The organism is Acinetobacter sp. (assembly GCF_045628685.1).
Taxonomy (GTDB): Bacteria; Pseudomonadota; Gammaproteobacteria; order Pseudomonadales; family Moraxellaceae; genus Acinetobacter.
This window is the reverse complement of the sequence record NZ_JAZQPV010000140.1, coordinates 14,597-29,335: the sequence shown is the minus strand read 5'-3', so window position 1 is coordinate 29,335 and position 14,739 is coordinate 14,597. Positions and strand designations below refer to the sequence as shown.

The 14,739-nt window shown below is 43.6% G+C and carries 8 protein-coding genes; all 8 read left to right on the top strand.

Annotated elements, in window-relative coordinates; translation table 11 throughout:
- The coding region (locus ACKI4H_RS18550; RefSeq protein ID WP_407308430.1) for a hypothetical protein at positions 1-318 on the top strand (318 nt) is incomplete at its 5' end.
- The gene (locus tag ACKI4H_RS18545) at positions 315-860 is read left to right on the top strand and encodes a hypothetical protein (protein ID WP_407308428.1); all 546 of its coding nucleotides are present in this window, start codon (positions 315-317) and stop codon (positions 858-860) included. The genes ACKI4H_RS18550 and ACKI4H_RS18545, both read left to right, overlap by 4 nt.
- A gap of 60 nt (positions 861-920) precedes the next feature.
- Positions 921-1,097 (top strand): hypothetical protein, encoded by a 177-nt coding sequence (locus ACKI4H_RS18540; protein WP_407308426.1) that lies wholly within the window; start codon positions 921-923, stop codon positions 1,095-1,097.
- Positions 1,098-1,106: 9 nt separating this feature from the next.
- Positions 1,107-1,241 (top strand): hypothetical protein, encoded by a 135-nt coding sequence (locus ACKI4H_RS18535; RefSeq protein WP_407308424.1) that lies wholly within the window; start codon positions 1,107-1,109, stop codon positions 1,239-1,241.
- Positions 1,242-1,516: 275 nt separating this feature from the next.
- The gene (locus ACKI4H_RS18530) at positions 1,517-1,882 is read left to right on the top strand and encodes a hypothetical protein (protein WP_407308422.1); all 366 of its coding nucleotides are present in this window, start codon (positions 1,517-1,519) and stop codon (positions 1,880-1,882) included.
- Positions 1,879-10,059: a hypothetical protein gene (locus tag ACKI4H_RS18525; RefSeq protein WP_407308432.1), complete on the top strand. Its 8,181-nt coding sequence runs from the start codon at positions 1,879-1,881 to the stop codon at positions 10,057-10,059. The genes ACKI4H_RS18530 and ACKI4H_RS18525 overlap by 4 nt, the downstream gene beginning before the upstream one ends.
- Positions 10,060-10,064: 5 nt before the next feature.
- Positions 10,065-14,036 (top strand): hypothetical protein, encoded by a 3,972-nt coding sequence (locus tag ACKI4H_RS18520; protein ID WP_407308420.1) that lies wholly within the window; start codon positions 10,065-10,067, stop codon positions 14,034-14,036.
- A gap of 43 nt (positions 14,037-14,079) precedes the next feature.
- Positions 14,080-14,712 (top strand): hypothetical protein, encoded by a 633-nt coding sequence (locus ACKI4H_RS18515; protein WP_407308418.1) that lies wholly within the window; start codon positions 14,080-14,082, stop codon positions 14,710-14,712.
- Positions 14,713-14,739: the final 27 nt, after the last annotated feature.

Sequence of the window (14,739 nt, the reverse complement as noted above, 5' to 3'; positions counted from 1 at the left end):
GTGCGCTCACAGTCGGCGACCCTCACCAATGAACGAATCAAGGAAGAGATTCTGAACGTCATCAACACGTTCTTTGACATTGACGGATGGGATTTTGGTGATTCGTTCTACGCAACGAAGCTGATCTCATTGATTCACCAGCGTCTGCCTGCCGACATCGCGTCTGTCGTGTTGGTGCCGGTCTATTCCACGAACTCGTTCGGTTCTCTCTTCACAGTCGAGGCTGGCTTCGATGAGATTCTTCAATCAGCAGCTCAGCTGTCGGATATTGAAGTCGTTGAAGCTTTAACTCCTGTTGTCATAAGGCAGTCAAAATGAAGCTATCAGAAATAAAAGGCAACTTCGTTGATACCAATGAATCGTTGTCGCAGCTCACCTCAAAAGATCGTGAGCTGTGGCATGAGTTCTTTGCATTCGACGAGAACTCATGCCGTCAAATTGTCAAGTTTCTAGATCGAGGACCTGCGTGTGGATTGAAGGAGGTGCAAGCTTCAGAAAAAGCCAGGAACTCACTTAAAAGTTTCTTCAAGTCGAAGAACATCGTCTTGCCAAAGTATCCAGCTCTATACCGTGGTACGCTCCTTGAAAGAGGACATAACTGGGAAGTGGGAAAAGAGGCCATCTTCAAATTGAATAGGGTCTCGTATTGGTCGCAGAACATCGTTCATGCCCGTTACTTCGTTGATGAGGACGATCCTGCTGCACTGCTTCGAACCGATGCCAACCACATGATTCTCTTTGACCTCAATGTTCTTCCTTTCCCAGGTGGCAGAGATGATCGAGAACCCGAGCTGATTCTTCGTCCTTCATCCATGCGTGTAGAAGTGATGGAAATTCACAACGATGATGAGGACGAATGATATGTGTGTGTACATTTCTCCTGGTTGATGATATAATCTCTATATCAACCAGGAGAAATTATGAGCAACCTCGATCTTACTCAAGCACAAAACACTGATCATTACGGTACATTTCTTTTGGCACTTCCCAATGAACAATACTGGGAATGCGTTAATCACACTGAACCTGGCCAAACACTTTTCGAGGGTGTAACGAGCTGGGCAAAAATCCACTACCCGCACATCACCATTTCTTAGGAGAACATCATGCCCAGTGTCAATGCAGATCTGCTCGCAGGTGTTGTACGTTCGATCAACTCGGCTATTTCCCGTCTGGATTGTGTGCGGCCCTTCAATCCTGAAGAAAAAGCACAGCACACGAAAACCAACGTAACAGCCTGAAAAGGCCCCCGCAGAGAAAATGGCATGGTCATAAATAGCTGATCACTCGATCAGATAAGACCATGACAGCATTCTGCACATACCTCTACAAAGACCCCAAGACCGACGTATTTCGATATGTCGGTAAAGGGGTGTCTGTACGACCTGCTCGCCACTTCCATCCAAAAGCTGACACTCAATTGAGCCGCATGCTCAAGAAACGAGTTCGCGAAGGCTTTACAATTTCACCGATAATTCTCTCTGCTAAGTCGGATGACGACGCCTGCGAGATGGAAATGCTTCTCATCGCAATGATAGGCCGTGAGGACCTCGGCAAAGGAACACTTTTCAACAAGACAGACGGTGGTGAAGGCACTGCCGGTCGCGTCGTTAAGCCAGAAGAGGTTGAAAAGCGCCTTGCAACATTTGCGAAGAAAAGCACAGAAGAATGGGCCGATATAAACTCTCGTATTCAGCAAGCGAGAAGCAAGACTACGTCAAATCCTGCTTGGCAAAAGTTTCATGCTCAACAGGTTGCAGAAGCAAAATCCCAACGTTGCACTGTAGATGGAATCACTATCTACGAACGCAGGAAGAAGCTCATTGAAGCACTAGGCCAGAGCAAAACTGGTAGTCGTTCACCAAAATTCAGGTACGTATGAAAAACTCAGATTTCCGTTTGCCATTTAACGATCTAACGAACTACGTTCCGCAGAACCTCCGGAACCCAGTCATCACCGGTCTCATAGATAATCTTTTTAATCGATTTCTTACTCACGATGAGAGTGTGCCGCTGTACGGTTATGTGGGGCGAAAGCCAGCAAGCCCGGATGACCGCGCTCCACGTGTTCCTCAATCATCTGTTGAACGCGACATCAACTCCATCATTCCCGTCTTCAACTTCAAGTTGGGATCGGAGCGTCATGCTTTTACCGTTGAGGACCTGATCCGTAAGGCTGAAGCAATTGGAATCTCGACAGAGAATTTGCAATGGTTGTATTCACAAGGAAACAACTTTCTCCCACCAATTGACCTTGACAAGTTCACAAACTTTTTCAACTATTACTGGGTGGCAAAGGCTATTCCGGCTGTTCCTAACATGCCATGGAATCCTGACTTGGTGCCTGAATACTACACGATTGCTGCACCGCTCCCAAGTGACGTGAACAAGCTGAATGTTATCGCGGCATCAACCACCAACACAGTGCTGACAGGTTCTGGGTTCAACAAGCTTAGTTTCAAGGTTCTATTCACGAGCCCGACTGAGTTTACCATTACCCCGGTCGGAAGCCTTGGTGTTTACTCTCCAGTAAACACCAAGTTTAAGCTTGAAACTGAATCTGACCACGTTCAGTATCTGGTAAAGGCCAAGGAACATACAGTGAAACTGGTTGAATTTGATATCACGCGTGATCAAATTTACGACCAATATGGAAATGCAATTGGGCTCGCTGGATTTGTTGCTGGGGACCAATTCATAATCTCTGTTGAGTTTTTGACTAGAAATTATACTGTCAACTTTACTGGTGCTTCCGGTGTTAAAGGAAAAATTACTCGCGTCAAATCATTGAATGAGTATCAATCAATCGATGGGGTCAAGCTGCGGGCCGGCGATCGGGTCTTGATTAAAAACAATTCTGTCATTGACGACGGCATCTATGTAGTATCACCAGGAAATTGGGAGCGGGCACGGGACTTTGATGAGACCACTCAAGGGCCGGGCGCACGGGTGTATGATAACAACCGTAACATCATGTATGTTTCTATTGAAGGCGGTGGAGGATTTGGCTTTGAACGAGAGATAGAGCCTATCGATGGTTATGTCAGCAACACAAATCAATGGCAAGAAGGAAACTTCTGGGTGTCTGGTGATGAACTTGCGAACATGGGTTTGGCGCGCGCTGACGTAATCCAAGCTGTTCGCCCAATCATAGAATACACTGGCGATGTGCAGCTCAATAGCTTTGTGAAGAATGGTCGCCCATCAGATAGCGGTACTCCATATCGTCAGTTGAAAACGGAATTTGGTCAACTGCCACTATTTGATCTTTATCGATATGATGGTACTCATGCTGGGTTGGTAAGTTCCGTCTTCTATTATGAAGAGGACCTCACCGCAAGCGTTGATTTAAAACTTCAACGCCGTGTCAAAATGAGCACCAATGATTCTGCAGATTTCATTTTCAACCATGGAATGGCAGATGAAAACGGACAGTTGCTGTTTATCAAGCGTAACAACGAGTTAAAATCCATCTGGCACGCTGGATATGATAAGCCAACGATTGTTGACGTTAAATATGAAGGTGAAGGAAATGGGACACTTGAAAAACTTGAAGCCAAAGGTTTCACTCAGCAGCAAGTATGGTCTCTCACTGCAGTTAGCGATTCATCATTTGAAATCAAAGGGTCTAAGACCCCTGTGTTGCCGTCCCCGCTGAACATTGCGACAGTTGGAGAAGCATATTCAAATGGTGAACTATCGTTCACTATTAAGGCAGGCAACGCATCATTTAAGATTGGCGACACTTTCGTTTTTCGTGTCGCCAATCTTGAAACGCCACGGTATGTTTATCGAGATAAAAGCGACAACATCTTTGACCGCTTCGGTGGACCTACACTAGATTTAAATGGTGAAGGTACTTGGCAAATTCCACGAACCTTCTACAATAACCCTTACAATGAAAGTCGTGCGCCTGTTGCAGAGGGTGTTTTGTACTCGCACTTCCGAGGAATATTATCGAACCAGCTTCCAGACCAACCAATTGACTACTCCTTTGGTGGGTCTATCAAGCTGTGGAGCGAGCAACAAACGCTGCTCATGTCGCTTCTCATGCAGAAGGACATGACGCCAATTTCGATTATTGATCTGGCCCAACGACAGTATGAAACTGCCCTGAATTCTATTCGTGACATCTATGAACAAAATATTGTTCAGTACGAGCTGCAAAATGGGTCTGTCACAACGTATGAAGAATTGAACGATCTTTTAGATTATATTCTAAGAATTCGCGCAAGGGATAACGCTGTACGAACCGTTTTATACGATACCACTTCGCCAGTAATTGGGTTTCCTGCAACTCTTCCACAATTAGGCATGGCAGAGCTTGTCAAGCCAATCGTTCGGTTTGATACGGCTCTTGGTATTACGGTGCTAGTACACCATGACGGGCATGAATCCACCCTCTTCAATGATGTCATGCTGAATTCATTGATGCTTTTGGTTGAAACACGACTCTATGAAGGCATAAATCCAAATGCCCGTAAGTATAGCTTCGACGAACTCAAAAATGACCCTAAATTTACAGAACAAGTAAAGAAAGAACTTTTCGCTTATGCAGCGATGAATGGATTAGATCCACTAGCGAGTGATTATGTTGCTAGCGACCCATTCACATGGAACTACTCCAAAGCTACAGTCGCTCAACTGCCAGTGATGCCGGCCGGGTATACGCCTGCTCGGTGGTTTGCGTTGCTTAAAGCGCATCAGTCAATGATTCCAGGAGTAATTCCAACTGAGCGACCAAATCTAGAACCATGGAAACTCATGGGTTTTGAAACACACGATGCTTGGTGGTTAAGCTTAACTCCAGAAAAACGGACTGCCTATACTTCATATGCAAAGCGTGAAGATTTCCCTAACACCCCCGTTCGTGTAATGGCGGTTCAAACCCAGCGCGAGGTCACACCACTGCAGGGAATTACCGAGATTGACGGAGTTTCACTTGGGAATGGAAACATTGTGCTGTTACAAAACCAAGTGAGCGCGGCGAACAATGGGCTTTGGATTGTAAGCGCGAATGGTTGGACTCGTGCGCCCGCGGCTGACCTTGTGACCATCACAAGCGGGTCGTATAAGGGGTCAGTTTGGGTTAGAACAGCAGGACAATCATTTAAACAGGTTCGCGATTGGAGTAACCAGCTTTGGGTAGATATCAAAGACGCACGTCCTGAACTTCGGTTGAGTGTGAATACAAGGACTGATGAACTATTTCCACCATATGTAAATGCACAACACCCACTTGCTAGCGATGCGCTTGTAAATCATATTCCACCTGGCGCGTCTTTAGGGTATGATTTTGGGGAAAACTCCCCTGTAGAGACCATGTGGCGTAAGAGCATTGGGTTTAGATACTCTCTCGCGCGTGCTTTGTTCCGTTATGACCCTCTCGCTTTCCTTGGATTTGCCTGGGGATTTAATTGGGTAGAAGTCGACGGGATTCTATATGACGGCGTTGACATGAACATGCCGGGGCACAAGCGCTTCCGCCTGCATGGTGATCAGTTGAATCTAGTTGAACGATCCCCATTGAGCGTAACAGGATCAGGCAATGCAGTATTGACCTATAATGCATACAGCGTTCGCGACGGGCGAAGAATCCAAAACTTTGAGGTGAAACAAGGTGATATGACGCTCGGTTATGTAGATGAAGGCGAACCTACTAAAATTGGCGGAATGTCTTTTACAATCCATGATGAAGGGAAGCCATTTAGAATTGGTGACCGATTTGAGATTACCAATGGCACGACCATCTTTGTGCCTGCTTCAACACATATCTATCTTGGTTTTGGTCAGGTGTTTACACATGCGCTTCGTGAGACCTCAATTGATACTTCATCAAGTTTTGCAGTGTCTGCGTTCCGTGAGTGGGAGGTCAACATGGGTTATCGAGCTGGTGGCCTTGTTGCCACAGATGACCTTCAAGTGTACACAGAAAGTGAAACTCTTTCTGTGTCCGCATTTGACCTGCTGTTCAAGCGTAATGAAATTGCTCGCAATGAATGGGTGCAAGCGCTCCGCATCAGCTTGATAAATTTTGAAGAAAGCAAGACAATTGAAAATTCTTTAGTTCCAATTGACGACGGAAAGGACTGGGTATTCAGGATCGAGGGTTACAATCCGCGGCACACTGCAATTTCCTATTACTCAATGTCGCAAGAGGCAATCGACTTCAATGCATTAGGGGGTGCGCATACCAATCTTGTATGGTATCAGCCTACGCAGATTGATAGGACTGTCACAACTAACCTTCCGTTGACAATTACAGGGATCCAGAACGTAGTCAACTTCCTGTTTGGATACTCAAATTATCTAGAAAGCCGTGGATGGGAATTCAACAAAGACAGCGAATTCAATATTGATGCAGAAACTGGGCGCAAACGCAACTTCCAGCTTGAGATTGAAAAATTCATAGACAGGTGCTATGCTGGTCTAAATATTGGCCAAGGCCATGTAGTAAACCCGTTTATTGAACGCGCTTGGTTCAATCAACGCACTGGGTTGGTGTCAGAATTTATTGATACCCCATTGTTTGACATCACAGGACATCCTGGTGCATTTGATATGCTTGGGGTTAAATTCAAAAAGACAGACCTTGACGTTATTCGCGGCAATGATCAGTCTTCATTTGGGGCGACAGCACCAATGTTCTCAGCGCACGTTCAGTTAGATGAATTTGAACACCTATTTATTTTCAATAACTACGCGCAACCATCGATAGGGTCAGGGCTTTTATACGATGCTTTCTCAGGCGCGCGCGTTGCTACATACAAGTTCAATGGACGTAAACAAGCGACAAGTACCATGAGGCCTGAATTTGGGGGACACTTTCTTGTTGGAAATGAAGTTCACCAAAATCTACAGGCAATGACAGATAATGTTGCGAATCTGTATGACTCAAATCATGCATTTGAGAATGAGACTACGACTCGACATGCTCTCGCCCTTCTAGGTTTCAACCGTAAACAATATTTTGACGATCTTGATATCTCTGAAAAGACGCAATTTAATTTCTGGAGAGGGCTTATCCAGGCAAAAGGCACTAACCTTTCGATTGATGCATACCTCAATAACAACCGGTTTGAAGATGCAAAGATTGACGAATATTGGGCTTATAAGCTTGCTGAATATGGCGATGCACGGCAGAATACCTTCCCTGAACTAAAGCTTTCAGTAAATGATGCCTTAACACAGTTCACACGACTTCAGTTTGATAATGACAGTCTGGCTGATGCGGGGTTTGACCGTGTTGACGTGATCAATGAATCACGGTGGTTCTCAATTGATGATATGAACCAAGATGTTTCTTTTGGCGCAGAGGATGTTGGATCGTTCACGATTACTGATGCAGTTCCAGGGAAACTTTATGAGCTGCCTTTTGTAGCTGATGCTCTTGTGCCTGGAAGTTTTACGCAGATTAACGCAACGACAATTAAATCAACCATTACATCAAGCATTAAAAATCCACTGGTTATTTTAGGAAAGGGGCCAGCACGCCCACGCTTCAATCCAGTAAAACTTTTCAATTATGTTGATAATGAACTCGTTGCCGAAATTCCTATGTGGCACCCTGCCGCTGGGCAGCACACCCCATCGGCAATAGAAAGCATCAATATTATTTCAGATATTAACCCTGCACGCTACAATTACTCAAAGCAGGTTGCTAATAACAACACATATGATCCTCTCCGCCCTTGGGGTGCTACCGAGGTAGGTCGTGTTTGGTTTGACACAAGGAACCTCGCATATCTTCCGTACTATGATGCAAACATCTTTGGACTTGATGAGCGCCTTAGCCGATGGGGGACATTAGCCGACTTTGCTTCCATTGATGTATATGAGTGGGTTCAGTCAAGCGTGCCGCCGACCGAATATGATGCATTAGCCGCCGAACAAGCAGGTGATGCAGAACTTGATCCTCTTACAAAGGCAGCTGGACAAGTTGCCGATAAGCAAACGTACTCCCGTGTAAGAAGTTGGAAAATGCGGCCTGTCGCATGGTCATATTCACCAGTCCCTGCTGATGTGGATTGGGGAGCAACGCCGCCTTTCCCAGGTGGGTCTACAAATGCGCAGCTGGTTATTTCAAATGGTCTAGCAATTCTCAATAAGGGAACATTTGCAGATTACGGTATTCAAGCTGGAATGCACCTTGGCGCATGGAACAACGATGAAGCGAATCCAAAACCATTGAGTGAGTACTTTATCGAGAATAAATTTACCAAGTCACTACGAATGCATAACCAGGAATTTGTTCCTCAAACGCATGGGAGCTTTGAAGTTGATGTTGAGGCACTTGGCACATCTACCTTTGCAGGTGAACTTGATTTCTTTTCCACAAATATTGAAATTGTTCCAAATCCATATGATGAAACATCGACTGCAATTTCTTACTTAAAGGTAATAAAAGCAGATAGCGGTGAAGTTGAAGTTGCGGTAGTTGCACAGCAGATTGTGGCAAATGACGCAGGGCCAAATATTGCAATGATTGCAGGTCAAAAGATTCTCGTAGATGTACCTGGAGTTGGTATTAGAATCAAAGTGACTTCACTTCAAGCGGGCGTGTTCCCTATTGAAAACCTGGGAGCGGCGATTGAAGCTGTTCTTGGTTCAGACCTGGTGGTACATGATGCAGTCGTTATTACCCCAATCGTTCCTAGCATTGATGTTGATCTATCAAATGATCTTCAAGATAATGATGAGCGTTACGGATGGAGAGTGTGGAATGTTCCATCTCAAGAGCAACTAAACGCGGATGGTTTGCCACCAGTTTCTTCTTGGAAACCATATTATGGTGATTTTGTTCCTATTTCAGGAAATTTAACTGAGATTCAAAACGGGGTTGCATACGCAAAAACTCCATTGACTTTGAGAAATATGGAAACAGTAGATCGTTACCAAACAACTTGGTCAGACTGGATCCTCTTGCAAAATATTAAGTTAGAAGCTACACAGACGAATGTAACTGGTGGGCCTGTGATCTTTAATTCAGAAGAAAATCTTGATAGCACTCGTGTGTCTGTGTATGTAAATGGCATATCACAACTAAAAGCCGCATTCACGATTGCCGGTAAAGTTCTCACTGTTGCATCTGTCAATTATGGATCTAAAGTTACAGTTATTATACGTAAGTACGAACCAACATTGGATGAGTTAAAGTTCGATCCTGATAGCAAAGATGACTTATCTCTGCAAAAGCAATTTAAACAAGACTATGAATACGTGGCTTTGCCAGTTAGAGATAGCGATGGGTCACTTTCATCAAATGTTTACTTCTTCTGGGTGAAAAATAAAACAACACCCGCAATTGGGAAAAAGCAATCTGTCCAAACTATCGCGCAGCAATTACGTGATGGCCCACTAAACTTTCTAACTTTCCAAAATTTAAAGAACGACAATGGAAAGAATTACCGCTACGACGCGATTACAATTTCGGGTCTTTCGTACATCGTAACAAAGGACAATACCTTTAAATTAAGGTTTACAAGAAACTTTACGCTCCGCGATGACCCAGAAGAATTGAACCTCAAAAATGTTCATACAGAATGGGCGTTAATGCGCCCAGGGCAAAAGACACGAGTGCCTGAAAATCTGTGGAGAAAATTAACTGATTCTGTAGTTGGGTTAGACGCAGCTGGAAACCGCGTGCCATCGATCCGCCGTGTGTTGTATGACGAACGAAATGGTACACAAACAAGCTATGGCTTTGGCCCTGAACAAACCTTGGCTCCAGCTGAGCTGCTCAGGTCGTCAATTATTCATACCATCTTAAATACTGCGTTGATTGACGAAAATGCAAAAACAGTGGTGCCAGATTACATCGCCTTTTTAAACTTTGATGAAAGTCAAGAATGGTTCAAAGACGAAAGTGCGGCCCGCAAAACCATGACAGATATCTGGAATCAGGCAAAAATTTCACAAGTGAATGAAATTTTCTTTGCTGCGTTGAACGACATCATCGCTAGTAATTATGAATTGTCAGACATCTTTAAGACATCACGCCTTTCTGCTTATAGTATCAAGGTGATTATGAATTCTCCCGTTGCACCAACATATGAATAATAGCTATGGCAAATAAAAACAGGCTTAACAAGAACAGCGTGTATGTGCAGAGTCTTGTTGATTTTTTATTAGATACCAAACCGTATCATAGTAAACTTACTGAAATTGTAGAAGAGTACCGTTTCTACGATGATATCAACGTTGACATCAAGGAAAGGTTTTCGTCGAAAATGAAGATCAGTCCTACGACAATGTTTAATTATTTTTCTTCAGCAACGCCGTTATATCGCGTAATGCCAGCAAAGAGAATGGTCTCGCCTTCATTCTCTTTGGAGATGTACAAAGCGGGGCTTGAAGAAAATACTGACCTAGCGTTGGTCCCTTTTGTCTATGGAAAGAAAGCTGGCACGAATACTGGTGCCAACACCGTCAACATTCGTCGAAAAGGCTTTGTTGAACCGCTTACTGAATCTGTTGATTACTTCCAGAGCAACGGAGCTTTTCAATTTCAAATTAAGCAAATCAGGGATGCACACGGTGACTTCAGTCCTCTTTGGGCAAATACTATTGATGATAATGTAATTGTAGAAAGCACCTTAGCCACACAGCACCAGGCTTTAGACAGATCAAACCCAAGTAGTTCTTGGAACAAGATTCGCGCGATACTCAATGAAATTCAGGTAGCCGTGAACTCAATTCACGGGCATGCTGACGTACAACGCGAGCTTGATCTGCTTTACGCAATTCTCGATTCTGACACCTTGCCACGAAGCTATGAAGCCCTGCTTGCATGGCTTGGTGTCCCAAATGATAATGGAATTTTAGTCCAACTGTCAGAGAAACATGATCGTGAATGGTTAGAAGTACAATTCACCGCCCTTACGCCGCCACTGTTTTTCAATATGTTCACAGACATTGGCGTACGTGAAAGTGGATTAACCGATTATGCTAACACCCGCTCCTCTTATATCAGCGTTGAAAATATTTCCTTGAAGTTTGATGGAGATGTTCAAGAATGGACATTACAAACTTTTGAAGAAGATAACACACTGTATAGCGTAGTGGGGTCTGTGTCGGGCCCAGTTGGGTTCATTAAAGCTGGTGATTCATTTGATAATGGCCATATTTCATTTATTACGAAAAAACTTGCAACTCCAGTGGGTAGCGACAGTGTCACCTTGACGCCAACAAGAAAAATTGTAATTAGCCCAAATGCTGCATTGGAAACATGGAATATTATCAAGACAAACCCGATAGCACATAACCGTCCTCAATTTACTTCCGCACGGTATGGTTATCTCACCTATGTAGTTGTGCTTGATCAAACAATGCCAACATGTGATCTTATTCTTACGGCACGCGGGGATGGATTTTTTGATCTAACAAGCACCGCTGAGCCTTCGTATAAGGGAGTTGCAGAAGTTGGGAAAGCGTTCAACGATGGTAGAATTGTTTTTTTAATATCTAAAGGAACTCGCAGCTTCATTAAGAACGAGCGCTTTTACATTACAATTGAAAATCAGCCTGCTAGTCCAATAAATCTTGATTTAGGTTTTGGGTTTGATGTTGATCCCTATGATGACGACATCAGCACATATCCAACTAATGAAACACTGGGATTTTATTTTGATGGGCGCTTTACAGATTACGACCTGTCACGTTTAAATCTCAAAATTAGCCAAACGGCAAAAGACGCAAGGCAATGGCGGGCTCGCGCCGTGCCAAATATGTCAAGACAAATTGGTAGCTATCCTGACCCATTGAATGCTGATGGCTCGCTTCAAGTATACCACGCTGACCATTTTGTTCTTGAATATTCAGATGACAATTTCCTTACGCCGGCAGTTTATGTAAGTGATATTGAAATTGGTGGAACCTATTCATCAGAAATATACGGAATCCATTTTAGCATTCCGCCAGCTTCACGCCCATTTATTGCAGTATCTGCATATAACAACGCAGATCCAAGGGTAATTAGTGGTGACATACTTAGCTTTAGCGTTTCAAATCCATTACCGCGTGTAATTGAAACTTCAGCGTCGTCTGTTCATTTCCCACGGTTAATCATGCATAGTGGTGATTTTTATGATGCGCCTGAAGCGCATTGGATAGTTGAATTTACTAAAGATAATATATTCAATGTCACTGCGTTAAATAGTGGTGTAATTATTGTACCTACTATCTCCTGCTCAATTGATACTGCTGGTAGGAACGTTAACGAAGGATTTAGTTTTAAAGGCTCAGGAATACACTTCACGATTATGCCGGGGGATGGTGTTTCAACTGGGGATGTGTTTACATTTGAGACTTATGCACAGAAGCCAAGCTACTTAGTCCACGGGTCCGTTAGTGGTTGGACTGAACCTGCTACAGTTGGTAAATTCTATTGGAACGGAAAAATTGGATTTAAGATTAACCCACCCGTAGCTCAAACCTATGTTAATGGAATTTCAACTGACCTTGGCTTAAAACTTAATGTTCGTGAAGATTGTCCATCAGTAACATATACGTTCACCCGTACTCCAGCGGGGTTCATTGTAACACGAAGTGATACAGGTGAAACCAATTTTGTTTCTCTCAATGGAATTTTCAAAGATAAATGGCTAAGCACTCGTGTAACTGCTACAGCCGATTTCACAATCTTTATAAATTCTCATGACTATCCTTTATGGAACAGCGCAGATGTGATCATCATCAACCCTGAATCACAGGGGCGTCTACCTAATTTTGGAGAAACCATAGTAATAGAAAAAACAAAGGAATCAAGACTTGACCTAAATCTTGTTTCTGCTGATGTTGATTTATCACCTCTAAGTCCAATTACAATTGACCAACGGTTTATTGGTATAACGACCCAGGGTATTCCTCTATCCAGCACAAGCCCTGAAACATCGTTGCTGCAGGGGTGGATTCCGTTAACAACCCAAAAACTCGACAGCGCAACATCTACTGCAGAGTTTTTTGATCCCACGACCAGTTATGTTTTTACAAGCTCAGCAACGAATGAGAAAGTTGGCGTACTAAAGCAACAATCAACGGGGGTAAACGAGCCAATTGTTTTTGAATGGGACCAAAACTTCTATATGAAGTATCTCCCATTAAATGCTGAAGCAAATATTGTTATTTCTGATACAGGGTGGAATGAAAATACTCGTGTGCGAATTACAGAGAGCGTTAAATTCCTGATTAGTGGTGGAGCTTTGGTTGAAGATTGGATGTTTCATGATGATATCACTGTCAAGGTAACTGAAAAGAATTTTATCTCATTAGCAGCAAAATGGCATGATTCTTTTAGCACGATCGTGAAAGATGGCCCATTTGGTGGTTTTTTACCAGGATATGGTAACATGCCTTACGATGCTGAGAAAAGCAGTGAAACGGCATCTTACGACCCCGGTTTACCGCTAGATTTACAATCGCTGCTCATGAAACGGAATATCACTGATGCTGAAAAACAGGATATTTTAGATCTTTGGGGAAATTTTCTTCAATCCTCAGCGGTGCCTGTGACAGAGGAACAACTGAATTTTGTACAGAGGGCATTACTAGATGATCCTACTGCAAACTGGATAGCTCATGATATAGGATTCCCGCTTATTGGCAAAGCAATTGATATTATTGATCGACCGACTGGAAACGCTGTTACAAAGTTTACAGAAACAATGGTCATTCAAGCAGCTGATCGTGCTAATTTATTAGAATCTAACCTATTTGATGAAGGCTTTATGGATTCTCGCGATGAAAGCACCGCAATCATAAACTATGTGGGTGAACTTCCGCCACCACGAACCGAGGTGCCACAAAATAGCTCCTACGAGCTATTTGATACGCCCATGACAATTACTGTCCCAACAAGAATATTTGAAATTTCATTTAAAGGTTCACGAGAACAACTTTCTGCCTTGGCTCCAAAATTCTTGCTTTGGACGCCTAATGATGCGGCGCCTGTGCCAGTGAAAGTTGTTGAGCGCGTAGGTCTTGGAGTTTTTAGGTTCATGTTGGCAAGACCGACCAAAGGTAAAATTATTGTCGGTTAGCGTTTACGATAAATAGATCGAACAACACTAGAAGGATACACACATGCTAGAAGCACTCAAGACTATCGTTCACGGACACGTTCTAATCAAGGACGATAAAGGCAATGTGCTCGTTGATAAACACAATGCTATCCATCCTAAAAACATGGCTACGGCAATCGCTAGAGGATTGTCGAACACGGTTAATTATCAAATCTATAAGTTAAAACTGGGAAATCAGGGAACATATATTGACAGCTCTCAACAAATTGTCTTCCGGCCGCCTAATGTTTCTGGTGATACGGCCGACTTATACAACCCAACATACGTTGAAGTAATCGATGAAGCAGAACAAACGGTGGGTGCAGGCAATTCTGTCACCTTCACGAACATTCCTGCGTCGACTAATACCAGAGTAATCATCACCGCGGTGATCTCAGCAAATGAGGCTATAAATCGACCAACAGACGAAGCTGACTCAGCAACCCCCACTGCAGATGCAACGACGGATGCGACACTCGACCCAGATGGTCAGTTTTTCTTTGATGAACTTGGTCTATTCACTCGTGAAACTTCAGGCACTCTGTTGGATGGGGCTGGAGAAATGATGTTATCTCACCTAATCTTCTCGCCAATTGAACACACGGGGTCAAGAGAATTGACAATTGTTTATACATTAACAATTAGTGTTTCTTGATAATCTTAATTGTACCTTGAAGGCCTA

Bases quoted from the DNA above. Each gene is read 5' to 3' on its own strand.
- ACKI4H_RS18535 (WP_407308424.1), top strand. From the start codon at position 1,107: ATGCCCAGTGTCAATGCAGATCTGCTCGCAGGTGTTGTACGTTCGATC.
- ACKI4H_RS18530 (WP_407308422.1), top strand. From the start codon at position 1,517: ATGCTTCTCATCGCAATGATAGGCCGTGAGGACCTCGGCAAAGGAACA.
- ACKI4H_RS18520 (WP_407308420.1), top strand. From the start codon at position 10,065: ATGGCAAATAAAAACAGGCTTAACAAGAACAGCGTGTATGTGCAGAGT.
- ACKI4H_RS18525 (WP_407308432.1), top strand. From the start codon at position 1,879: ATGAAAAACTCAGATTTCCGTTTGCCATTTAACGATCTAACGAACTAC.
- ACKI4H_RS18515 (WP_407308418.1), top strand. From the start codon at position 14,080: ATGCTAGAAGCACTCAAGACTATCGTTCACGGACACGTTCTAATCAAG.
- ACKI4H_RS18540 (WP_407308426.1), top strand. From the start codon at position 921: ATGAGCAACCTCGATCTTACTCAAGCACAAAACACTGATCATTACGGT.
- ACKI4H_RS18545 (WP_407308428.1), top strand. From the start codon at position 315: ATGAAGCTATCAGAAATAAAAGGCAACTTCGTTGATACCAATGAATCG.